General features: G+C 67.1%; 21 protein-coding genes. 16 read left to right on the top strand and 5 right to left on the bottom strand.

The features are described from left to right. Positions 1-159: 159 nt before the first annotated feature. Together ACP7CK_RS16475 and ACP7CK_RS16470 are read left to right on the top strand one after the other, a co-directional pair. Positions 160-1,476, top strand: a complete 1,317-nt coding sequence (locus tag ACP7CK_RS16475; protein ID WP_426026723.1) for a UDP-glucose dehydrogenase family protein — start codon at positions 160-162, stop codon at positions 1,474-1,476. Continuing rightward, positions 1,473-2,450: an NAD-dependent epimerase/dehydratase family protein gene (locus ACP7CK_RS16470; RefSeq protein ID WP_426026744.1), complete on the top strand. Its 978-nt coding sequence runs from the start codon at positions 1,473-1,475 to the stop codon at positions 2,448-2,450. The genes ACP7CK_RS16475 and ACP7CK_RS16470 overlap by 4 nt, the downstream gene beginning before the upstream one ends. 21 nt (positions 2,451-2,471) lie before the next feature. On the opposite strand, the gene cysN is transcribed toward ACP7CK_RS16470, so the two are convergent. Both cysN and cysD read right to left on the bottom strand, forming a co-directional pair. After that, positions 2,472-4,385, bottom strand: coding sequence for a sulfate adenylyltransferase subunit CysN (gene cysN, locus ACP7CK_RS16465; protein ID WP_426026722.1), 1,914 nt, complete (start codon positions 4,383-4,385; stop codon positions 2,472-2,474). Beyond that, complete coding sequence (cysD, locus tag ACP7CK_RS16460) at positions 4,385-5,344, bottom strand: sulfate adenylyltransferase subunit CysD (RefSeq protein WP_426026743.1); 960 nt, start codon at positions 5,342-5,344, stop codon at positions 4,385-4,387. The genes cysN and cysD overlap by 1 nt, the downstream gene beginning before the upstream one ends. Before the next feature lie 168 nt (positions 5,345-5,512). Between cysD and ACP7CK_RS16455 the strand changes: the two genes are divergently transcribed. Then, the gene (locus ACP7CK_RS16455) at positions 5,513-6,064 is read left to right on the top strand and encodes a lipocalin family protein (RefSeq protein WP_426026721.1); all 552 of its coding nucleotides are present in this window, start codon (positions 5,513-5,515) and stop codon (positions 6,062-6,064) included. 54 nt (positions 6,065-6,118) lie between these two features. On the opposite strand, the gene ACP7CK_RS16450 is transcribed toward ACP7CK_RS16455, so the two are convergent. Further along, positions 6,119-6,676, bottom strand: a complete 558-nt coding sequence (locus ACP7CK_RS16450) for a hypothetical protein (protein ID WP_426026720.1) — start codon at positions 6,674-6,676, stop codon at positions 6,119-6,121. A 288-nt stretch (positions 6,677-6,964) separates the two neighbouring features. Here ACP7CK_RS16450 and ACP7CK_RS16445 point away from each other — a divergent pair, with 288 nt between their 5' ends. The 12 genes from ACP7CK_RS16445 (at position 6,965) to ACP7CK_RS16390 (ending at position 17,987) form a co-directional block, all read left to right on the top strand. Next, on the top strand, positions 6,965-8,797 hold the full coding sequence (locus ACP7CK_RS16445) for a long-chain-acyl-CoA synthetase (protein ID WP_292148329.1): 1,833 nt from the start codon (positions 6,965-6,967) through the stop codon (positions 8,795-8,797). A gap of 86 nt (positions 8,798-8,883) precedes the next feature. Continuing rightward, positions 8,884-9,750, top strand: coding sequence for a flagellar motor stator protein MotA (gene motA / locus ACP7CK_RS16440; RefSeq protein ID WP_292148331.1), 867 nt, complete (start codon positions 8,884-8,886; stop codon positions 9,748-9,750). 149 nt (positions 9,751-9,899) lie between these two features. After that, positions 9,900-10,229: a hypothetical protein gene (locus ACP7CK_RS16435; RefSeq protein ID WP_292148332.1), complete on the top strand. Its 330-nt coding sequence runs from the start codon at positions 9,900-9,902 to the stop codon at positions 10,227-10,229. A gap of 81 nt (positions 10,230-10,310) precedes the next feature. Beyond that, positions 10,311-12,083, top strand: coding sequence for an FAD-dependent 5-carboxymethylaminomethyl-2-thiouridine(34) oxidoreductase MnmC (gene mnmC, locus ACP7CK_RS16430; RefSeq protein ID WP_426026719.1), 1,773 nt, complete (start codon positions 10,311-10,313; stop codon positions 12,081-12,083). A 66-nt stretch (positions 12,084-12,149) separates the two neighbouring features. Further along, entirely contained in the window at positions 12,150-12,575 is a 426-nt protein-coding gene (locus ACP7CK_RS16425; protein WP_426026718.1) for a DUF6491 family protein, read from the top strand. A gap of 76 nt (positions 12,576-12,651) precedes the next feature. Then, positions 12,652-13,110 (top strand): hypothetical protein, encoded by a 459-nt coding sequence (locus tag ACP7CK_RS16420; protein WP_426026717.1) that lies wholly within the window; start codon positions 12,652-12,654, stop codon positions 13,108-13,110. A 316-nt stretch (positions 13,111-13,426) separates the two neighbouring features. Further along, positions 13,427-13,849, top strand: coding sequence for a DUF305 domain-containing protein (locus ACP7CK_RS16415; protein WP_426026716.1), 423 nt, complete (start codon positions 13,427-13,429; stop codon positions 13,847-13,849). Positions 13,850-13,855: 6 nt separating this feature from the next. Then, a complete protein-coding gene (locus ACP7CK_RS16410) occupies positions 13,856-15,283 on the top strand; it encodes a YncE family protein (protein WP_426026715.1) in 1,428 nt (475 codons plus the stop codon). A 9-nt stretch (positions 15,284-15,292) separates the two neighbouring features. Further along, on the top strand, positions 15,293-15,811 hold the full coding sequence (locus ACP7CK_RS16405; protein WP_426026714.1) for an RNA polymerase sigma factor: 519 nt from the start codon (positions 15,293-15,295) through the stop codon (positions 15,809-15,811). Beyond that, on the top strand, positions 15,808-16,581 hold the full coding sequence (locus ACP7CK_RS16400; RefSeq protein ID WP_426026713.1) for an anti-sigma factor family protein: 774 nt from the start codon (positions 15,808-15,810) through the stop codon (positions 16,579-16,581). The genes ACP7CK_RS16405 and ACP7CK_RS16400 overlap by 4 nt, the downstream gene beginning before the upstream one ends. An 80-nt stretch (positions 16,582-16,661) precedes the next feature. After that, positions 16,662-17,003 carry a YybH family protein gene (locus ACP7CK_RS16395; protein WP_426026712.1) on the top strand — a complete coding sequence of 114 codons (342 nt, stop codon included), beginning with the start codon at positions 16,662-16,664 and terminating at the stop codon, positions 17,001-17,003. 135 nt (positions 17,004-17,138) lie between these two features. Continuing rightward, entirely contained in the window at positions 17,139-17,987 is an 849-nt protein-coding gene (locus ACP7CK_RS16390; protein WP_426026711.1) for a winged helix-turn-helix domain-containing protein, read from the top strand. A gap of 42 nt (positions 17,988-18,029) precedes the next feature. Here the strand turns inward: ACP7CK_RS16390 and ACP7CK_RS16385 are convergent, their stop codons facing one another. Then, the gene (locus tag ACP7CK_RS16385) at positions 18,030-18,743 is read right to left on the bottom strand and encodes a response regulator (protein WP_081836061.1); all 714 of its coding nucleotides are present in this window, start codon (positions 18,741-18,743) and stop codon (positions 18,030-18,032) included. A gap of 135 nt (positions 18,744-18,878) precedes the next feature. After that, positions 18,879-20,495: a GMC family oxidoreductase gene (locus ACP7CK_RS16380; RefSeq protein ID WP_426026710.1), complete on the bottom strand. Its 1,617-nt coding sequence runs from the start codon at positions 20,493-20,495 to the stop codon at positions 18,879-18,881. 137 nt (positions 20,496-20,632) lie between these two features. Here ACP7CK_RS16380 and ACP7CK_RS16375 point away from each other — a divergent pair, with 137 nt between their 5' ends. Beyond that, complete coding sequence (locus ACP7CK_RS16375) at positions 20,633-21,748, top strand: GAF domain-containing protein (protein WP_426026709.1); 1,116 nt, start codon at positions 20,633-20,635, stop codon at positions 21,746-21,748. Positions 21,749-21,987 lie beyond the last annotated feature (239 nt).

Raw genomic sequence — 21,987 nt, 5'->3', positions numbered from 1 at the left:
GCCCCATCCGGCGAATTTATGCATCCGGCCTGACCCGCCAGGAAGCCCGGCCGTATATAGGGGGCGCCCGACACTGCGTTTGACGCATGGGCCTCCCGCGCCGTTGCGTTGAAACGTGCCGGATTCTAAGGCTGCACAACGATGAACGGGATTTTCTAGATGCGCGTCGCAATGATCGGCACAGGCTATGTGGGCCTGGTGTCTGGAGCCTGTTTCGCCGATTTCGGCCATGTGGTGACCTGCATCGACAAGGACCCGTCGAAGATCGAACGGCTGGAGCGGGGCGAAATCCCGATCTTCGAACCCGGCCTGGACGATCTGGTCGCCGCCAACGTCGAGGAAGGCCGGCTGTTCTTCACGCTGGAGAGCGCCGATGCCATCCGCAACGCCGACGCCGTCTTCATCGCCGTCGGCACCCCGACCCGCCGCGGCGACGGCCATGCGGACCTGAGCTATGTCTATGCGGCGGCCGAGGAGATCGCCGGCCTGATCGACGGCTTCACCGTGGTGGTGACCAAGTCCACGGTCCCGGTCGGCACCGGCGACGAGGTCGAGGCCATCATCCGCCGGGTCAATCCGAACGCCGACTTCGCCGTGGTCTCCAATCCCGAGTTCCTGCGCGAAGGCGCCGCCATCGGCGACTTCAAACGCCCCGACCGGGTCGTGATCGGCGTCAACGACGGCGAGACGGCGCCGCGCGCCAGAGAGGTGATGGGCGAACTCTATCGTCCGCTGAACCTGAACGAGAGCCCCCTGCTGTTCGTCGGCCGGCGCACGTCCGAGCTGATCAAATATGCGGCCAACGCCTTCCTGGCGATGAAGATCACCTTCATCAACGAGATGGCCGACCTGTGCGAGGCCGTCGGCGCCGACGTGCAGCAGGTCGCGCGCGGCATCGGCCTGGACAAGCGGATCGGCTCGAAATTCCTGCACGCCGGCCCCGGCTACGGCGGCTCCTGCTTCCCCAAGGACACCATCGCCCTGGTCCGCACGGCCCAGCAGTACGGCGCGCCGGTGCGGCTGATCGAGACCACGGTCGAGGTCAACGACGCGCGCAAGAAGGCCATGGCCGGCCGGGTCGAGACGACCCTGGGCGACAGCGTCGCGGGCAAGACCATCGCCCTGCTGGGCCTGACCTTCAAACCCAACACCGACGACATGCGCGACGCCCCGTCGCTGGACATCGCCCCGGCCCTGATCGCCGCCGGCGCCAAGGTCCAGGCCTTTGATCCCGAAGGCATGCACGAGGCCGGCAAGCTGTTGCCGGACGTGGTCATGAAGGCCAACGCCTATGACGCCGTCGAAGGCGCCGACGCCGTCGTCATCATCACCGAATGGGACCAGTTCCGGGCCCTGGACCTGGACCGGGTCAAGCTGCTGATGAACCAGCCCGTGCTGGTGGATCTGCGGAACGTCTATCGCCCCGAGGACATGCTGAAGCGCGGCTTCAGATATTCCGGCATCGGACGCGGCTGATGGCGGCGCCGATCCTGGTCACCGGCGCGGCCGGCTTCATCGGCATGCACACGGCCGAACGGTTGCTGGATCGCGGCGAAACCGTGATCGGGGTCGATAATTTCAACGACTACTACGACCCGGCCCTGAAGGACGCCCGGGCCGCGCGGCTGGAAGCGCGCGAGGGCTTCACCATGGTGCGGGCGGACATCGCCGACCACGAGCGGATGCTGGCCCTGGTGCGCGACCACGGCGTGGAGCGGATCGTCCACCTGGCCGCCCAGGCCGGGGTTCGCTACTCGATCGAAAACCCCTTCGCCTATGAGCGGTCCAACCTGGCCGGCCATCTGTCGATGCTGGAGGCCGCGCGCCACAACGGCGTGAAACACCTCGTCTACGCCTCGTCCAGTTCGGTCTATGGCGACCGGCCGCTGGAAGGTTCGGGCTTTCGGGAAGACGATCCGACGACAGATCCCGTGTCCCTGTACGCCGCCACCAAACGGTCGTGCGAACTGCTGAGCCAGAGCTACGCCAGACTGTACGGCTTTCCCCAGTCGGGTCTGCGCTTCTTCACCGTCTATGGCCCGTGGGGCCGGCCCGACATGGCCTATTTCAGCTTCACGCGGAAGATCGCGCGCGGCGAGGCGATCGAGGTCTATGGCGAAGGCGAGATGGCGCGCGACTTCACCTATATCGACGACATCGTCGACGGGATCGTGGGCGTGCTGGACCATCCGCCCGCGCAGGGCGGGCACGAGATCTACAACATCGGCGACAGCTCGCCCGTCGGCCTGATGGAGATGATCACCACCCTGGAAGGCGCCCTGGGCGCCGAGGCGGACAAGGTCATGCGGCCCATGCAGCCCGGCGACGTCACCGCCACCTACGCCGACGTCTCCAAGCTGAACGCCCTGACCGGGTACAAACCCAAGGTCACCCTGGCCGAGGGCCTGCCGCGCTTTGTCAAATGGTGGCGGGGATACGAGAACGGCTGACCGCCGCCCTCCCCCACCGGATCAGATGCTGAAATCCTCGGTCGAGAACCGGCCGTCCAGCCAGCCGACGATCCGTTCGGCGGCGTCCTCGGCCGACATGGTGGTGGTGTCCACGACGATCTCGGGGGCCTCGGGCGCTTCGTAGGGGCTGTCTATGCCGGTGAAATTCTTCAGTTCGCCGGCGCGGGCCTTCTTGTAGAGGCCCTTGACGTCGCGCTGTTCGGCGACGGCCAGAGGCGTGTCGACATAGACCTCGACGAACTCGCCCGGCCCCAGCAGGTCGCGGGCCAGGCGACGCTCGGCGCGGAAGGGCGAGATGAAGCTGACCAGGACGATCAGGCCGGCGTCCACCATCAGTTTCGACACCTCGGCGACGCGGCGGATGTTCTCGACCCGATCCTCCTCGGTGAAGCCCAGGTCGCGGTTCAGGCCGTGGCGGACATTGTCGCCGTCCAGCAGATAGGTGTGGCGGCCATCAGCATAGAGGCGCTTTTCAACCAGATCGGCGATGGTGGACTTGCCGGCGCCCGACAGGCCGGTCAGCCAGACGACGCGGCCCCTCTGGTTCTTGATCGTGGCGCGCGCGGCCTTGTCGACCGACAGGGCCTGCCAGTGGATGTTGTGGGCGCGGCGCAGGGCGAAGTGCAGCAGGCCCGCCCCGACCGTGCGGTTCGAGATCCGGTCGATCAGGATGAAACCGCCAAGGTCCTTGTTCTCGGCATAGGGGGCGAAGGCGACGGGGGCGTCCAGCGACAGGTTGCAGACGCCGATCTCGTTCAGCTCCAGCCGCTTGGCCGGCTGCTGCTCCAGGGTGTTGACGTTCACCTTGTGCTTGGGCTCGGTGATGGTGGCGCCCACCAGTTTGGCGCCGATCTTCAGCAGATAGGGACGGCCCGGCAGCAGGGGTTCGTCGTCCATCCAGACGACTGTGGCCTCGAACTGGTCGGCGGCCTCGGGCGGGGCGTCGGCGCCGGCCAGAACGTCGCCGCGCGAGACGTCGATCTCGTCGGCCAGGGTCAGGGTGATCGACTGGCCGGCGACGGCCTGGGCCAGGTCGCCGTCGGCGGTGACGATGCGGGCGACGGTCGAGGTCTTGCCCGACGGCAGGACGCGGACGGGATCGCCGGGGCGCACGGTCCCGGCGGCGATCTGGCCGGAGAAGCCGCGGAAGTCGAGGTTGGGCCGGTTGACCCATTGCACCGGCAGGCGGAACGGGTCGGCCTGAAGATCGTCCCCGACCTCCAGCGTTTCCAGCAGGCTCATCAGCGGCGGGCCGGCGTACCAGGGCGAATGGGCGCTGGCCTCGGTGATGTTGTCGCCGCGCAGGGCGGACATCGGGATGGCGTCGAAGGTCTTCAGCCCGATCGGATCGGCGAAGGCGGAGAAGTCGGCGACGATGGCGTCGAACACGGACTGCGACCAGCCCATCAGGTCCATCTTGTTCACCGCCAGGATCACATGGCGAATGCCCAGCAGACTGACCAGATAGGCATGCCGCCGCGTCTGGGTCAGGACGCCGCGCCGGGCGTCGATCAGGATGACGGCGGCGTCGGCGGTCGAGGCGCCGGTGACCATGTTGCGGGTGTATTGTTCGTGGCCGGGCGTGTCCGCGACGATGAATTTGCGCTTTTCGGTCGAGAAGAAGCGATAGGCCACGTCGATGGTGATGCCCTGCTCGCGCTCGGCGGCCAGGCCGTCGACCAGAAGGGCGAAATCGATGTCGCCCCCTTGCGTGCCGACGCGGCGGCTGTCGGCCTCCAGCGCCGCCATCTGATCCTCGAAGATCATCTTGGAGTCGTACAGCAGCCGCCCGATGAGGGTGGACTTGCCGTCATCGACGCTGCCGCAGGTGATGAAGCGCAGCAGGCTCTTGTGCTGATGGGCGTCCAGATAGGCGTCGATGTCGCGGGCGATCAGGTCCGACTGGTGAGCCATCAGAAATAGCCCTCCTGCTTCTTCTTCTCCATCGAGGCGGACTGGTCGTGGTCGATCATCCGGCCCTGGCGTTCGGAGGTGGTGGTCAGCAGCATTTCCTGAATGACCTCGGGCAGGGTCGCGGCCGTGCTCTCGACCGCCCCGGTCAGAGGGTAGCAGCCCAGGGTGCGGAACCGCACCGACTTCATCTGCGGCGCCTCGCCGGGCCGCAGCCGGAAGCGGTCGTCATCGACCATGATCAGGGCGCCGTCGCGTTCGACCACCGGCCGTTCGGCGGCGAGGTAGAGGGGCACGATGGGGATCTGCTCCAGGTGGATGTATTGCCAGACGTCCAGCTCGGTCCAGTTGGAGATGGGGAAGACGCGGATGCTCTCGCCCGGCCGTTTGCGGGTGTTGTAGAGCCGCCAGAGCTCGGGCCGCTGGTTCTTGGGGTCCCAGCGATGCTCGGCCGTGCGGAAGGAGAAGATCCGCTCCTTGGCCCGCGACTTCTCCTCGTCGCGCCGGGCGCCGCCGAAGGCCGCGTCGAACCCATAGTGCGACAGGGCCTGTTTCAGCCCCTCGGTCTTCCACAGATCGGTGTGCAGGGCCGAGCCGTGATCAAAGGGATTGATCCCGCGCGCCAGGGCCTCAGGATTCTGGTGGACCAGCAGTTCGACGCCCAGGTCGGCGGCGGCCTGTTCGCGCATCGCGTACATGGCGCGGAACTTCCAGGTCGTGTCGACGTGCAACAGGGGAAAAGGCGGCGTGGACGGATAGAAGGCTTTGCGCGCCAGGTGCAGCATCACCGCCGAATCCTTGCCGATCGAATACAGCATGACCGGGCGCTCGGCCTCGGCCGCCACCTCGCGCATGATGTGGATGCTCTCGGCCTCCAGGCGCTGAAGATGGGTCAGCCGCTCGGGACCGGGCGACGGCGCGGACGGGGTCGGGGTTTCGGTCAGAATAGCGGCGTCCACCAGGTCAGGTCTCCATCGAACACTGACGTGAAACGCCAGTGTGCGACGGGTCGCAAGCGATTGATACTGCCACACACTGTGAGATTTTCGGACCTGGCGGTCGAGGGGCGGCGTCCGCCTTGTGGAACTGGGCCGCGTGTGGCGACTTTATGGCGTTGAAATGGAGTCGCAATGCCCATCGTCAAATCCCTGATCGCCGCCGTCGTCGCCTCGGCCGCGCTGGCGGCCTGCGTCACAGCCCCCTCCCCCGCCGAATACCGTGCGCCCCAGCCGATCAAGGCCGTCGACGTGGATCGTCTGTGGTCCGGGCGCTGGCATGAGGTCGCCCGCCTGCCCGACCGGCTGACCGACGGCTGCGTCGCCGGCGCTTCGATCTACACTCCGGTCAAGGCGGACCGCATCCATGTGCGCGACACCTGTCAGGTCGGCTCGCCGGAAGGCAAGGAAAAGGCCATCGAGGGCGGCGGCCGTATTCTGGACCCCGGCATGAACGCCAAGCTGCGGGTCCGGTACCTGCATGGTCTGGTGACCTGGGACTACTGGGTGCTGGACCGGGCGGACGACTACAGCTGGTTCATTTCGGCGGATCCGACCTTCGAGCGGCTGTTCATCTACACCCGCGAGGTTCCCAGCGAAGCGGAGGTGCGCGGCTTGACGGATCGGGCGCGGGCCCTGGGTTATGACGTCAGTCGGCTGGAGTTTCCCGCCCTGCCCACGCGATAGGCCGACAGCAAAAGGCCCCGGCGAACGCCGGGGCCTTTTTCATGGGTGACGGCGTCAGTCGACCGGCTCGACCGACACGGTCGGGGGCGGCTGGATCTGAACCGAGGCCGGGGCGGACGCCGCAGGGCTGGCCGCCGTGTTCAAGGCGGCCGTGGCGGCGCTGTAGGGACGCGGGCCGGTCGGCTCGACAGGCGCATCCACACGCGGGGCCGGACGTTCCGCAGGTGTCGCCGACGGGGCCGCCCGGCGCGCAACGGGCTCGGCGCGACGCGGAACCGGGGCAGGCGTCGTCTGGGCGGGAACGGGTTGGGCGAGCGGAGTCTCAACCGGCGTCAAAGCCGTCGGCGCGGTCTGTATCTGCGGCGCCGGTGTCGAAAGCGGCGGCGCCGAAGACGCCGGCGCGGCCGGCGCGTCGCCGCCCATCATCAGGGCCGCCGCCGTGCCGATCACCGCCAGGCCGCCGATCGGGGCGATGATCATCCAGGTCTTGACGGATTTGTTGCTTCGGCTGCGACGCTGAGCATAGCGCGGCACGAAGACCTCGTCGGCGGAACGCCCCGTCGCATCGTCGGCGGCTGTGTTGGTCGTAACGTCTGCATAAGTCATCGACATGATGTGTCCTCCATGAGATCGGCAGGAAAACACGCTGTTCTTCGAGGTCGTTCCGATAAACGGTCAATGACCTTGAAGAAGCACTGATACGGCCTCGGCTGAGGCGAAATCAGATCTATTATAGGCCAGAAAAGAGCGAATAAGGCGAAAAATGCGCGTTTCGCTCTGGATTTCCCCGACGTCACCGAAACAAATGGGACACGGCCTAGTCTGATCGCGGTGGTTTCTAAGGCGTTTGTCCGCCTCGCGGTTGACCGAACAGGCTCCTTTCGTTCATCACGAGCGCGGGTGGAACACGCAAAGACCGGAGTAACGGCGAGCATGGGTTTTGTAGCCAATATCCGCAGGGACGTGCGCTTCGCGCGCGGACTGTTCCGCCTGCTCAAGCGTATCAAGCCGATAGAGCTGGATAGCGACATTCTGCTGTGCGACGACTTTGAAGAAGCCGTCGACAAGTTCGCGGACAACGTCGCCGTCGAGGACGAGCGCCGCAGCCTGACCTATCGCGACCTGGACGCCATGGCCAACCGCTACGCCCACTGGGCCAAGGGGCGCGGCCTGAACCGGGGCGACACCATCGCCCTGATGATGACCAATCGCGTCGAATATCTGGCGGCCTGGATCGGCTTCTCCAAGGTCGGCATCGCCACCGCCTTGATCAACACGAATCTGACGGGCCAGGGGCTGGCCCACTGCCTGACCATCTCCAACGCCTTCCAGGTGGTGGCGGACGAGGATTGCTGGCGCCAGGTCGAGGCGGCCCGCCCCCTGGTCGGCCACACCCTGATGCTGTGGGTCCTGGACCTGGGCGACGAGGACGAATCCAGCGACCGGCGCGGCCTGGACAAGCCGGTGCGCGGCGCCTCCTCGGTGCGGCCGTCCCGGTCGGTGCGCGAAGGCCTGACGAACCGCGACACGGCCCTGTATATCTACACCTCCGGCACCACCGGCCTGCCCAAGGCGGCCCGTATCCCGCATTCGCGGGCCCGCACCTATATGCGCGCCTTCGCCGGCGCGACCCGTTCGACGCCCAAGGACCGGATCTTCAACGTCCTGCCGCTGTATCACTCGACCGGGGGCCTGGTCGGCGTCGGCGCGGCCCTGCTGAACGGGGCGCGTCTGGTGATCCGCAAGCGGTTCTCGGCCAGCAGCTTCTGGCCCGACGTGGTGGCGTCCGGCGCCACCATGTTCGTCTATATCGGCGAACTGTGCCGTTATCTGGTGAACAGCAAGCCCCAGGCCTACGAGCAGAAGCACAAGCTGCGTCTGGCCTTCGGCAACGGACTGCGCGCCGACGTCTGGCCCGAATTCCAGAGCCGGTTCCATATTCCCGAGGTGCTGGAGTTCTACGGCTCGACCGAAGGCAATGTCTCCCTGTTCAACTTCGACGGCAAACAGGGCGCCATCGGCCGGGTGCCGAGCTACCTGAAGAAACAGATCAATATCCGCCTGGTCCAGTTCGACGTGGACAGCGAACAGCCGATCCGCGGCCCGGACGGCCTGTGCCGCCTGACCCGCGTCGGCGAGATCGGCGAAGCCATCGGCGAGATCGGCAACGACATCCGCCACGACTTCTCGGGCTATGCGGACAAGGCCGCCTCGCAGAAGAAGATCCTGACCGACGTCTTCAAGAAGGGCGACCGCTGGTTCCGCACGGGCGACCTGATGAAACAGGACGCCGAGGGCTATTTCTACTTCGTCGACCGGATGGGCGACACCTTCCGCTGGAAGGGCGAGAACGTCTCGACCTCCGAGGTCGAGCAGGTGCTGATGGAAGGCCCCGGCGTGTCCGAGGCCATCGTCTACGGCGTCCCCGTGCCCGGCCAGGACGGCAAGGCCGGGATGGCCGCCCTGGTGACGGACGCCAAGTTCGACCCCAAGGCCTTCGCCGAACACGTCGAGGCCCGCCTGCCCGCCTACGCCCAGCCGGTCTTCGTGCGGCTGATCGAGGCGGCCGAGACGACCGGCACCTTCAAATACCGCAAGGCCGATCTGGTGGCCGACGGGTTCGATCCGGAAAAAACCGGCGCGACCCTGTATGTGCGCGGCGGCAAGACCGGCTACCAGAAGCTGACGACGGCGGGGCGGACGGCCATTCTGAACGGCGAAGGCCGGCTGTGACGGTATAAGACGGCGTTTCCCGAAACGCCGTCTTAATCAATAACGGTCATCACTTGACGCCTCTCGCGTCAGGATACCGCGTCTCCATGTTCCAGATCATCGGCATCGTACTGCTGTTCGGCCTCGTGTTCGGCAGCTACGCCATCTCGGGCGGCAAGTTCGAGGTCATCATGCACGCCGCGCCCCACGAACTGATGGCGATCGGCGGCGCGGGCATCGCGGCCTTCCTGATCTCCAACTCGATAACGGTGGTCAAGGGTTCGCTGGCGGGTCTGGGCAAGGCCTTCGCCGGTCCGAAATGGAAGAAGCAGGACTACAAGGACCTGCTGTCCCTGTTGTTCCAGCTGACCAAGACCATGAAATCCAAGGGCGTCGTCGCGCTGGAAAGCCATATCGAAAAGCCCAAGGAATCGACCATTTTCCAGAAGTACCCCAAGGTGCTGAAGGACCATTTCGCCGTCGACTTCATCTGCGACACCCTGCGGATGATGACGATGAACCTGGAGGACCCGCACCAGGTCGAGGATGCGATGGAGAAGCAGCTCGAGAAGCATCACCACGAACATCTCGACAACGCCCACGCCTTGCAGAACCTGGCGGACGCCCTGCCCGCACTGGGCATCGTCGCGGCCGTGCTGGGCGTCATCAAGACGATGGGCTCGATCACCGAGCCGCCGGAAGTTCTGGGGGGCATGATCGGCGGCGCCCTGGTCGGCACCTTCATGGGCGTGTTCCTGGCCTATGGCCTGGTCGGCCCGTTCGCGGCGCGCCTGACCTCGATCATCAATGAGGAAGCGGCCTACTACAAGATGATCCAGTCCGTGCTGATCGCCCACCTGCACGGCAACGCCGCCCAGATCTCGGTCGAGATCGGCCGCGGCGACATTCCTTCCGCCTCCCAGCCGTCCTTCGCCGAAATGGAAGAAGTGCTGAACAATATCGGCAACGACTGAGGTTGAGCGCGCCGGAACGTCCGGCCGCGCGACGAGTTTCAGACGCGGCATGACGCCGCCGTGATCCCGGCTTGCCCCGAGGTTCACGGCGGCGTTATCGTTTCCAGCGAGGCTTTCGGCCTCGCGAACAGCCTTCGGAGGATTGTCCCATGCGCATCACCGCCCTCATCGCCGCCTCGGCCGCCGCCCTGATCATCGCCGGGTGCCAGAAGGCGCCGGAAGAAAAGGCTCAGGAAGCCGCCAGCGACGCGGTCGAAGCGGCCGGAACCGCCGCCGACGCCGCCCTGACCGCCGACCAGGCCGCTGCGGAAGCCGCCGCCGCCGCCAATGAGGCCGCCCAGGACGCCGGCGCCGCCACCGCCTCCGCACCGGCCCCCGAAGGCGCGCCTGCGGCGACCGACACGGCGGCCGGGCAAGCCGCCGCTCCGGCGACCGACCACGGATCGGCCCAGGCCGCCGGCCACGACACCGGCCACTGAGTCCTTCCCCCGACCCACAAAGGGGCCGCCCCGCGGGCGGCCCCTTTTTCGTATCGGCGGCGGAGGTGCTAGAGCCGCGCCATGACGACCGACGACACCGCCCCGCACCTGACCTGGACCGATGACGACGAACCGCGCTCCGGCCGGTTCGGCGACGTCTATTTCTCACGCGACGACGGTCTGGCAGAGACCCGCGCCGTCTTCCTGGAAGGCTGCGGCCTGCCGGACGCCTGGGCCGGGCGACGCCATTTCACCGTGGCCGAGCTGGGGTTCGGCACCGGGCTGAACATCGCCGCCCTGCTGGACCTGTGGAGCCGGACCCGGCCCGAGGGCGGGCGGCTGCACGTCTTCTCCATCGAGGGGTTTCCCCTGACCGCCGACGAGGCGCGGCGCGCCCTGGGCGCCTGGCCTGAACTGGCGGAGGCGGCCCTGGCCCTGACTGAAGCGTGGCCGGAGCGGACGCCGGGCTTTCACCGGGTCGATCTGCCGGGGTTCCACGCGGTGTTGGACATCGCCGTCGGCGACGTCGACTGGGCCCTGGACCAGTGGTCGGGAGCGGCCGACGCCTGGTTCCTGGACGGTTTCTCGCCGGCCCTGAACCCCGGCATGTGGTCCGAAACGGTGATGGACCGGATCGCCGCCCGGTCGGCCCCCGGCGCGCGGGTCGCCACCTTCACGGTCGCCGGCGCGGTTCGACGCGGCCTGTCGGAACGCGGCTTCGTGGTCGAGAAGAAGCCCGGCCACGGCCGCAAGCGTGAACGGCTGGAGGCGCGGCGGGACGGCGCCCCTGCGCCCGACCAGGCCCCCCGCGTCGCCGTCATCGGGGCCGGAGTGGCCGGGGCGGCCGTGGCCCGCGCCCTGGTCGCATCAGGAATCACGCCGGTGGTGATCGAGGGCGAGCGGCCCGGCGCGGGGGGATCGGGGTTTCCGGCCGGACTGGCGACGCCGCGCCTCGACGCCGGGGATGCGGCCATCGCCGGCCTGTACGCCCAGGCGCTGGAACGGGCGCGGCATCTGTATGACGCCACGCCGGGGGCCGTTCTGGGCCGGGGCGTCCTGCAACTGCCCCAGGCGGCGCGCGATCCGGCGCGCTTCGACAAGATCGCCGCCCAGTCCCTGTGGCGCGACGGCGCCATGTCGGTGATCGACGCCGAGGCCGCCGCAGACCGAATGGGCGAGCCGACCGCCGAGGGCGGGCTGATGATGGCCGACGCCCGCGTGATCCAGTCCTCCGCCATCCTGTCGGCCTGGCTGAAGGCCGTGCCCATGATCACCGCGACCGTGGCCCGGATCGAGCGCGGCGACGCCGGCTGGACCCTGAGTGACGCCGAGGGCCGGATCCTGGCCCAGGCGGACGCGGTGGTGGTGACGGCCGGCTGGGGAACGGCCGGATTGCTGGCGGACGCCGGCCTGTCGCCCGTCCGGGGCCAGGCCGACTGGGTCGAGGGTCCGGCGTCTCCGGGCGTGGCCTGGGGCGGCTATGTCGCGCCGACGGGGACCGGCTTTCTGTTCGGGGCCACCCATGATCGCGACGATGTGAGCCTGGAGCCGCGCGACGCCGACAGCGCCCGGAACCTGGACACGCTGCGGGGGCGCCTGCCGCATCTGGCCGCCCAGGCGGAGACCGGAGCCCGCCATCGTCGAGTCGCCGTCCGGGCCACGACGCGCGACCGGCTGCCGCTGGCGGGTCATCGGGCGGACGGGCTTTATCTGCTGTCGGGCCTGGGTTCGCGCGGTTTCTGCGTCGCGCCCCTGCTGGGCGAACATGTCGCCGCCCTGGTCGCCGGTACGCCTTCACCGCTTCCTGCAACACTTTTTGGACGGATCGATCCTGACCGTCTGGGGCCGGCTTGATCCCTCTTCAGGCTGTGTTCATGTGCGGCGTCCCTCCCTGTTCCTGACCCCGCAATGGAGACTTCGATGCGTATCCTGCTGACCTCGGCGCTCGCCGCCTCGACGGTGGCGGCCCTGGGCCTTTCCGCCTGCGCGCCCGCCGCCACCACGGCCGTCGCCGCCGCCGCAGATGGTGAAAAGACCACCGCCCGCTGCTTCCGCACCGACACTGTCCGCAACTTCCGTACGGATCGCCAGTCCGACCTCTATATCCGGTCGCTGCGCGACGATGTGTTCCAGATCAACACCAGCGGCGCCTGCTGGGATCTGGATTCGGCGGTGTCCATCGCCGTAACGCCGACCCTCGGCGGATCCGACACCGTCTGCGTCGGCGATCCGGTCCAGATCCTCGTGCCGAACGCCGACCCGGGTCGCCGCACCTGCCGGGCCTTCGTCACCAAGTCGCTGACCGCCGAAGAGGTGGCCGCCCTGCCGGATCGCGCCAGACCCTGATCCGCCGCCGGTCGCAGAGGCGGCTTGAAATCGGGCGACCACGGGTATCAAATCCTCTCATTCACGGGAGGAAGACATGCGCGGAATCGCCAAACTGACCTTTGCCACACTGACGGTTGTCGGCGTCGCGGCCCTGACGGCGGCGACGACGGCCGCAGCCGAGACCTGGACCCGTTTCTCGGCCAGCGACCGGACCGTCTATCTGATCGATCAGGACACCCTGACGCCGGTCGACGGCGTCGCCACGGCCCGCTTCGCCCGCGTTCCCGCACACGGCGACGCGGCCGATCAGAGCCATGAGGTCGAGGAGTTGGCGGTCCGCTGCTCGGACGGCCAGTCCCGCACCGTCGCCACCATCGTCCACGGCCCGGACGGCGCGGAAGCGGAACGGATCGCCGAAGACGCCCCCTGGGACGCCACCCCCTCCGGCGGCGTGTACGGCGCCCTCAAGTCCTTCGCCTGCGACGACATGCGCCCCCAGGGCGCGCCCTGGCCGACCATCGCCGCCTTCATCGCGGGTGGCCGCGGGGGCTAGGCGCCCCCGGCGGGGCGGCTCTGCAACCGACGGCGCCCGCACGTCCGGCGAGCCGCCAGTCGCCCTGCAGGTGGAGACACCTCATCTTTGGTATCAGTCAGCTTTGGTATCAGTCAGCGGTCGCTACCGGCGTGGCGTCGCTTGCCTCCGCGCGGCAGGAAATACCCCACGGCCCCTGGATTTCGGCCCGCAGTGCAAGGCGGATAGGCGCCGTGGATCAGGGCTAGACGCAGGAAAAGGCCATCGCCGGGAATAATAGGCCGCCTCGCGGTGTCTATCGATCAAGTCCACCCTGTCCGATCAAAGGCCGCGACCAATGTCGATCTCCTCCCGCAAGTCCGTGATCCGGTTCGCCGTGCTCGCTGCGCTTGGTCTGTCCACACCGCTGGCGGCGAGCACGCCTTCGGAACAATTTCTGGCCGAAAACGACGCGGTCATGGCCCGGATGCACGCGGCCATGGAAATCCAGCCGACGGGCGACATCGACAGGGATTTCGTGGCCATGATGATCCCGCATCATCAGGGCGGCATCGATATGGCCGTGGCGGTGCTTCGCCACAGCAACAACGAACAGATTCGTCGTCTCGCCCAGGAAATCATCGTCGAGCAACAGCAGGAGATCGCCGCCCTGCGCCTCGCCGTGGGCGAGCCCTTGCCTGCCTCCTATCCGGCCCCGACCAGCCCCCCGCCCACAGCGCCGGTCGGCGTCGAAGCCCCGCGCCACCATCACGAAGGCTGAAGCCCCATGACTCGTCCCATCCTTGGCCTCGCCGCAAGCCTTTCGACCGCCCTTCTCGTCGCGGGCGCGGCCCAGGCTCAGGTCGCCCCCATCCAGTCCAGCGATCGCGTCTATGCGGCGGAGCAGTTCTCGAACACCGTGTCGGTCACCGATCCCTCCACCAACCGCCTGGTGGGTCTGATCCGTTTGGGAGATGCGTCGCCGGCCAACTTCAGCCCTCTCTACCGCGGACAGTTGCTGGTTCACGGTCTGGGCTTCTCGCCGGACGGCAAGACGCTGGCGGTCGTGTCGATCGGCTCCAACTCCGTCAGCTTCATCGACACCGCCACAAATGCGGTGAAACATGTCACCTACATCGGCCGCTCACCGCACGAGGCCTTCTTCACGCCCGACGGCGAGGAACTCTGGGTCACTGTGCGCGGCGAGGACTATGTCTCGGTGATCGACCCGGTCAGCTACAACGAGATCCATCGCATTCAGACGCCTGGCGGGCCGGGAATGACGATCTTCTCGCCGGACGGTCGTTACGGCTACATCTGTTCGTCCTTCAATCCCAAGACCGTGGTGGTGGATGCCGCCACCCATGAGATTGTCGGGGAAGTGGCCCAGCCCAGCGCCTTCTGCCCCAACATCGCCGCCTCTCCGGACGGGTCGCAGGTGTGGTTCACCCTGAAGGACATCGGCAAGACGGTGGCCTTCAACGCCCGTCCTCCGTTCAACGTGTTGGCGACCCTGGACACCGGCCCTCTCACCAACCACGTCAACTTCGCCCGGACGGCGCGCGGCCAGTTGGCCTATGTGACCGTGGGCGGGGAGAATGCGGTCAAGATCTTCCAGACGGACGACTTCAGCCCCGTCGCGACCATCCCTGTCGGGGCCCTGCCGCACGGCCTCTGGGCGTCGCCGGACGGATCGCGCGTCTATGTCGGTCTGGAGAACGCCAGCGAACTGGCGGTGATCGACACCGCCTCCAACACGGTCGTCGCCAATGTCGGCGTCGGCCAGGCGCCCCAGGCCGTCGTCTATGTGCCCGGGGCTGCGCCCTCGGGCGCCGGCGGCCGTAACCTGCAGCCTCGGTCTGACGCCGGTTCTGTCCTGATCCGCATGCGCGTCAGCGACGGGACGGAGGCCGACACCACCATCAGCCTGTACGATCAAGGCCTGATCCAGGTCGTACAGGGATCGGTGTCGGGGCTGACGCCGCGCTCGCCCTATGTCCTGGCCCTGGCGAACGCTGCGGACGGCTCCGGCCCCCTGGAGCCGATCGCCGCCTTCACGAGCAATCCCGCCGGCGCCGCCATCGTCAATGCTCTGGGGCCTATTCGCCAGCAGGTCCGCGCCGAACAGGGTGTGTCGCGGCGCTATCTGGTGATCGCCCCCGGCACGGCGGCCACGCCCGGGGCTCCGGTTCAGATTCAGGTCGCGGCGCCCTAGGATGAGCACATGACGGACATGGGCCAGTTGATCGAGCCGGTCATCCCGGGGCTGCGGCGATACGCCAACGCCCTGGTTCGCGACCCAGCCGAGGCCGACGACCTTGTCCAGGATTGTCTGGAGCGCGCAGTCACGCGGTGGGGGCAACGCCGCGGCGATGGCGACACCCGCAGCTGGCTTTACGCCATCCTGCATAATCTGGCGGTCAATCGCTGGCGCTCGCTTCGCCGAAGAGGAATGATGGCCGCGATCGAGACGGTCGATCCGGCGTTTCTGTCCGTGGCGCCAGCCCAGGAGCACGGACTGGCCCGGGCCGACGTTCTGCGCGCACTGGATCAATTGCCGGACGAATATCGAGCCGTGATCCTGTTGGTGACGGTCGAAGGCCTGTCCTATGCCGAGACAGCCCGTATTCTGGGCGTGCCGCTCGGCACCGTCATGTCTCGGCTCTCTCGCGGACGCGCCCGGCTGGCCAGTGCGATGGCCGAAGACACGCCCGTCAGATGTCATTTAAGGAGGATCAAATGACCGGGGACCGCCCGATTAGCGAAGACGACCTCCACGCCTTTCTGGACGGGGTGCTCGAGGAAAGCCGGCGCGACGCGGTGCGACGCTATCTCGACACCCATCCCGAGGCGCAGGAGAGATTCGCGGCCTACCGCGAACACGGCGAGGCGTTGCGTAACGCGCTGGCGCCGGTCTCCGACCAACCCCTGCCCGCGGAACTCAACCTGAAGGCCCTTGTCGAGCGTCGCCGAAAGACCTTGGCCGGAAGGCGTCAAATGGCGGCGGCCGCAGCCATTCTCTGCATCGGAGGCCTGTCGGGCTGGATGGGGCGCGAGGCGGTTTCACCCCCGGCGCGGGGGATTCAGGCCCTCGGCCGCGAGGCCGTCGACAACTATGTGGTCTACGCCTCCGATACGCGTCGTCCGGTCGAACTGGCGTCTGACCAGCGTGCGACGCTCACCCGCTGGGTGTCCGATCGTCTCGACACGCCGGTGCAACCCCCGGATCTGGAAGGCGCCGGCTATCGCTTCCTCGGCGGCCGACTGGTGACGACGCCGAATGGTCCCGCCGCCCTGTTCATCTACGAGGGGGCGGCCGCCGAGCGGCTGGCCGTGATGATGCGGCCGATGGAGATCGAAAAGAACCGGTCCATGTCCGAGCAATCCTACGGCGCGCTGGACGGCGTGACATGGTCGCGGGACGGTCTCGGTTTCAGCGTCGTGGCGCCCCGTGCATCGACGGATCTGCTTCCCGTGGCCGAGGATGTTCGACGGCAGACACCCTTCTCCTGACCACCCTCTCAGGTCGGATCGGCGGCGCGAACTCGGGCCACTGAACGAGGGGTTCGGTCCCCGACTGCTCATTTCTAACCTTGGAGATCCAGATGTACGTGAGACTTCCCAATCCGATCGCCGACTATGTGGACGCCATCGCGCGAGGCGACGTCGACGGCATGGTGCAACCCTTCGCCGCCGACGGCGTCGTCGTCAGTGACGACGGCCGGCGTCATCAAGGCCGCCCGGCGATACGCACATGGATCCAGGAAACGTCGGCCGCCAAGGGGACGGTCCTCACTCCGGACACCCTATGCCACGAGACCAGCAGAATCGTCGTCGAGGGCGTCAAGACCGGCGACTTCGAGGGGAGCCCCCGGCGGTTCGTCCTCGCCTTCGAGCTTGACGGCGGCGCGATCAAGACGATGGAGGCGGCATGACGGCGGAGCGCCGCCCCTCGGCTCGATCCAACACATCCAGGCCCATGGGGTCATTCGCAAGGAACAAAGTGGGACTGTTTCAGCCGCAACCGGTTTCTCGCACCTCTCTGCGTGCCCGACCTGTAACGACAGCCTATGACCACGCCTGCTCCCCAAGCCCGTTCCACAATGGATCCGGCGACCCGTCCGGCCTCCCTGGCGGACGCGGGCGCAGCGAACGACCATGGGCGCCCCCAGACGGCTCCGGCGGCGGTCGGTCATTCGTCCGACCTGCTGACCGTCCGGCCTCGCATCCTTTTCGCCGCCCGCGCCGCCAGTCCGCTTCAGGACCTCTGTTCGCCCCTTGAGAAAGACGGGATGCGGGTTGTCACGACGGAAACCCCCGCCGGCCTGTTTCGGCGTCTCGGCGACCATCCAAGCCTGGTGATCCTGGACCTCGAGCTCGGCGGCGACGGTCTCAACCTTCTGCGGCGCCTGCGTGCGGCGTCGGAGGTTCCGATTATCCTCACGGCGGCGAACTCGCGCCACGCCGCCGACAGGATCGTCGGCCTCGAACTGGGGGCCGACGACTATCTCGACGCCCCCGTCGATCAGCGCGAACTCAGCGCCCGAATCCGCAACATCCTGCGCCGACGCAACCGCTTGTCAGGAGCGGTCCGCCTGCATCCCCGCACGCACGTCCGGTTCGGGCCCTGGGAACTGGATTGCCGCACCCGGCGCCTGTCCCGGGAGGGTGCTGTCGTCATCCTGACCCTGGGCGAATTCCGGCTTCTCAACGCCTTCATCGTCGCGCCGCAACGCGTCTTGTCGCGTCAAGATCTGCTCGACGCCACGGGGATGCGCGAGGACCTGTCGGACCGCAGCATTGATGCTCAGGTGTTGCGGCTCCGGCGCAAGCTCCAGACCGGACCGGACAGCGCCGAGGCGATCGCGACCCTGAGGGGCCTGGGCTATATGTTCAAGGCGGAGGTCGAGGCGTCCTGATGCAACCGCAGAAATCGGCCCAAGCGATCCACGACTGACCGGTCAAAAGGCTTCAACCGGAACGGCGATCCCATATCCGACGCCCCGCTCGGTTCGGATGATGCGCTGAGGGCCGGGCGCGGTTTGAAGCTTTCGCCTCAACCGCAGGATCATGACGTCGATGCTGCGGTCATTCACCTCGTCAGGATGGACTCGGCTGGCCGTGACCAACTGATGACGGGTCAGAATCTGGTTCGGGCTCCTCAAGAGGGCGGTCAAAAGGTTGAACTCCGCTGTCGTGAGCTTGACCAAGGCGCCGTCCGGCGAGGTGAGGCTTCGCCGACGCAGGTCGAGCTCCCACCCGGCGAACCGCCACCGGACCCGTTCCCGCGCCTTCGCCGGGCGCGCGCGACGCAAGACGGTGCGAATACGGGCCAGCAGTTCCCGCGGGCTGACGGGCGTGCTCATGCAATCGTCAGCGCCCAGCTCCAGCGCAACGACCTTGTCCGGCTCGCCGCCGCCAGCATCGGTGATGCTGATCACGGGGGCTTCGTCCCGATCGACGACGCCCCGCATAAGATCGAGGCCGTCCTCGCGCCTTATCCCGAGATTGAGGACCACCAGATCGATGGGCCGGGCCCTGAGAATTCGCCGCATGGCCGCGCCGTCGGCGGCCGTGCTGACCTGAAAGGCATGCTCGCTGAGAAATCCGCCAAGCGCATCACGGGCTGAGGCGTTGTCGTCGACGACGAGGACGTGTCTTTGAGCGTACATCATGAAGAAGCACTTTCCTGACATGAACAGACTTGCAGAGGATTGGACGAGGCCCGCCCCGCACTTGAACAGGCGCTTCGACCTTGACCGGGCAGGCGGCCGCCGGTCTCCAACCAGCGGCCGCCCGTTTTTCCGGCCCTAGACCCCGTGAGCCGCGCGGATATAGCGCGAGGCCTTCTCACCGATGATCGTGCAGGGCGCCATGGTGTTGCCCGTCGCGACCCGCGGCATCACCGATCCGTCAGCGATGCGCAGCCCCTCGACGCCATAGACGCGCAGACTGCCGTCCACGACGGACAGCGCGTCCCGCCCCATCTTGGCCGAACACGTCTGGTGCCAGTAGGTCACCGCCGCGTCTCGAACGTAACGCTCCATGTCCGCCTGCCCCAACGGGCCGGGCATGGCTTCACGCGCGACCAGCGGCTCAAAGGCCCGGGTGTTGCCCAGATCGCGGCACAGCTGGACGCAGGCGACCGCAGCGCGGAGATCGTCCGGATGGCTGAAGGTGTTGAGTTCGATGCGCGGCAGGGACAGGAGATCCCCGCTCGACAGGCGAACCCGACCGCGGCTCTTGGGGTGGGCGAGACCGGCGAACATGGTCCAACCGTGCTCCGGGACGCCAAGGCCAGCAGTTTCGGGGCTCGGCACCGGGAACTCGACCTGACAGAACAGCAAGTCTGGTTCGCTCAGGGCGGGGTCGGACTTCCAGTAGAGGGTCGCCTCGCTGCCGCTGTTCCGCGGCGCGATCGGCTCGCGGTATTCCCAGATACAGCCGAAGGACACATGGTCCTGCAGGTTGCGGCCTACGCCGGGCAGATGATGAAGGACCTTGATGTCTGCGGCGCGTAAATCGTCCTCGTCGCCGATCCCGGAACGCATCAGGACGGTCGGCGTCATGATGGCGCCGAGCGACAGTATGACCTCATGGGCGGCGTCAAACCGTTCGACCACCCCGTCCCGCACCGCCTCGACCCCGACGGCGCGACCGTTCTGAACGATCACCCGGTTCACCTGGGTGCGGGTCAGGAGCGTCAGATTGGGCCGGTCCAGGTAGGGATAGGTAAAGGCGCGGAAGATGGAATGCCGTTTGCCGTTCCGCGTCAGGACGTCGGAGATGGCGCAACCGCCGTCCCCCTCCATCATCCGGCCGTTCGGACTATCGTAAGTGGGTATGCCGAGCTCGAGCGCGGCGTCCAGCATCGCCAGAGCCGCCGGCCCCGGATCGGGCGTCGGCTGCACAAAGACTGGCCCGCCCGTGCCCCGATACAGGGGATCGGGCGCACCCTGCCAGTTCTCAATCTCAAGGTAGAGGCCGAGGACGGATTCATACCCCCAGGACGCGTCGCCGCTCTCCTGGGCGAAATAGTCCCAGTCGCTGCGGTGGCCGCGCGCCCAGACGCCGACGTTGATGCTTGAACCGCCGCCCAGAACCTTGCCCATGGACATCGGCATGGCCCGTCCGTTCAGCTCGGGATTTGGCTCGGCCACAAACCCCCAGTCTGTCTCGCTGCCCAGGTTGGTCGGCCAGGCGGCCGGCTCCATGACGCTCGGCCGATCATCACTCCCGCCGGCCTCGATCAGCAGCACATGGACAGCCGGATTTTCCGCCAGTCGTCGAGCGAGGACCGAGCCCGAACTGCCCGCGCCACAGACGATGAAATCGTATGTTTTCCGAAGGTTCTCCAGCCGCTGAGCCTGATTGGCCGCGACGCGGGCCGCGAACTCCCCCTCATCGGTTTGCAGTCCATCCGACATTCTCAAATCTCCACATTGACGATTTAGGTATCAAATCTACCAATTTCATCAAATGCATCAGATTCTGGCGGTGATGTGGCGGAGCCTGCGTGCGCCTCCATATTGACGCGAGACCGCGATCAGCCGCAGGAGAGACCATGAACGCCGCCGAGAAGGAGATCGTGACCACCACGGACGCCGCGAAGATTCTCGGCGTGTCGGTCAGAACCGCCCAGTTGCTGATCGAGGGCGGATCGATCCCTTCGTGGAAGACGCCCGGCGGCCATCGGCGGGTTTACCGGAGCGACGTCGTTGCGCTCGTCAAGGGTCAGGAACTCCCGGCCACGCCGGCCTCGGCCAGGGTCATCGTCATTGCGCGGCCCGAACGGTTGCCGCAGTTCAAGGCCGCGCTTGAGAGCGCGCCTTCCTGCTTTGTCGAAACCTATCCCGAGCCTTTCACCGCCTTGTTGGACATAGGCGGCCGCTCGCCGGCGGCCGTGGTCATCGACGCAGAGTCGTTCGCCGTCGCTGATGGCGTGCTCCATGCGCTGGGCTCCGATGTCGCCCTGCTACACACCGTCATACTGGTCGTCGGTCCTGAAGGCCGCCAGACTGTCGTCGACGCGTCCCAAGGAGCGGGCCGGGTTCGGTTCATCAACGACATCGACGATCTGGCCGAGGCGGCCGAGGCGGCCGTAAGGGGACCTGATCAGCCGGGCGAGGGTCTGGAGGCGACCTCCTTGTTTCCCCTTCCCGGCAATGAGGCGCAGCGTCTACTCGCTCTTGAACGCTCCGGCCTCGTCGACACGCCGCCCGAGGACGCCTTTGACCGACTGACATGGCTGGCGGCGCAGACGCTCGGCATGCCCATCTCCCTGATCACCCTGCTGACGCCGACGCGGCAGTGGTTCAAGTCGCGGCATGGGCTGGAGATGGCCGATACGCCGAGAAGCTGGGCGTTCTGCAATCACACCATCCTGCAGAACAGCTGCATGATTTCAGAGGATCTGTCCGCCGACCCTCGCTTCTCTGACAACCCGGCTGTCGCGGACGCCCCGAACTTCCGCTTCTATGCTGGATGCCCTGTAGTCGATCCCGACGGTTTCACCCTCGGGTCCCTGTGTGTCATCGACACACGTCCGCGCACGCTTGATGACAGCCAGAGAGCGATCCTCACGAACCTGGCGGCGCTTGTTTCGGACGAGATCAAGTTGCGGGCGACCGACAGTCGTCTGCGGCGGGCCATGGAGGCCCTGGACCGAAAGTCTCACTGACCCGGCGCACTTTAATCGGACGGATCGAGGGGGCGGTCCGATCATCCGCGCCCTTGCGCCGACCAAGTGGTTTCATCTGTCATCGATGATCACGGATCCTGAAGCTCGCCGGTGACACGGCGCGCTGAACATGTCGCATCGGCCGTGGCCCACAGCGCCTGTACGGCCGCCGCTCCGACCTACAGGACCAGCGATGACGACGACACGGACCGCCCCCCAGGACGATCATCCGACCACTG

Source organism: Brevundimonas sp. TSRC1-1, assembly GCF_049898245.1.
Taxonomy (GTDB): Bacteria; Pseudomonadota; Alphaproteobacteria; order Caulobacterales; family Caulobacteraceae; genus Brevundimonas; species Brevundimonas mediterranea_A.
This window is presented reverse-complemented; position numbering and strand designations above follow the sequence as displayed.

Coding starts and splice junctions, on each gene's coding strand:
- ACP7CK_RS16475 (WP_426026723.1), top strand. CDS start 160: ATGCGCGTCGCAATGATCGGCACAGGCTATGTGGGCCTGGTGTCTGGA.
- cysN (WP_426026722.1), bottom strand. CDS start 4,385: ATGGCTCACCAGTCGGACCTGATCGCCCGCGACATCGACGCCTATCTG.
- ACP7CK_RS16455 (WP_426026721.1), top strand. CDS start 5,513: ATGCCCATCGTCAAATCCCTGATCGCCGCCGTCGTCGCCTCGGCCGCG.
- ACP7CK_RS16450 (WP_426026720.1), bottom strand. CDS start 6,676: ATGTCGATGACTTATGCAGACGTTACGACCAACACAGCCGCCGACGAT.
- motA (WP_292148331.1), top strand. CDS start 8,884: ATGTTCCAGATCATCGGCATCGTACTGCTGTTCGGCCTCGTGTTCGGC.
- ACP7CK_RS16435 (WP_292148332.1), top strand. CDS start 9,900: ATGCGCATCACCGCCCTCATCGCCGCCTCGGCCGCCGCCCTGATCATC.
- mnmC (WP_426026719.1), top strand. CDS start 10,311: ATGACGACCGACGACACCGCCCCGCACCTGACCTGGACCGATGACGAC.
- ACP7CK_RS16425 (WP_426026718.1), top strand. CDS start 12,150: ATGCGTATCCTGCTGACCTCGGCGCTCGCCGCCTCGACGGTGGCGGCC.
- ACP7CK_RS16420 (WP_426026717.1), top strand. CDS start 12,652: ATGCGCGGAATCGCCAAACTGACCTTTGCCACACTGACGGTTGTCGGC.
- ACP7CK_RS16415 (WP_426026716.1), top strand. CDS start 13,427: ATGTCGATCTCCTCCCGCAAGTCCGTGATCCGGTTCGCCGTGCTCGCT.
- ACP7CK_RS16410 (WP_426026715.1), top strand. CDS start 13,856: ATGACTCGTCCCATCCTTGGCCTCGCCGCAAGCCTTTCGACCGCCCTT.
- ACP7CK_RS16405 (WP_426026714.1), top strand. CDS start 15,293: ATGACGGACATGGGCCAGTTGATCGAGCCGGTCATCCCGGGGCTGCGG.
- ACP7CK_RS16400 (WP_426026713.1), top strand. CDS start 15,808: ATGACCGGGGACCGCCCGATTAGCGAAGACGACCTCCACGCCTTTCTG.
- ACP7CK_RS16390 (WP_426026711.1), top strand. CDS start 17,139: ATGACCACGCCTGCTCCCCAAGCCCGTTCCACAATGGATCCGGCGACC.
- ACP7CK_RS16385 (WP_081836061.1), bottom strand. CDS start 18,743: ATGATGTACGCTCAAAGACACGTCCTCGTCGTCGACGACAACGCCTCA.
- ACP7CK_RS16380 (WP_426026710.1), bottom strand. CDS start 20,495: ATGTCGGATGGACTGCAAACCGATGAGGGGGAGTTCGCGGCCCGCGTC.
- ACP7CK_RS16375 (WP_426026709.1), top strand. CDS start 20,633: ATGAACGCCGCCGAGAAGGAGATCGTGACCACCACGGACGCCGCGAAG.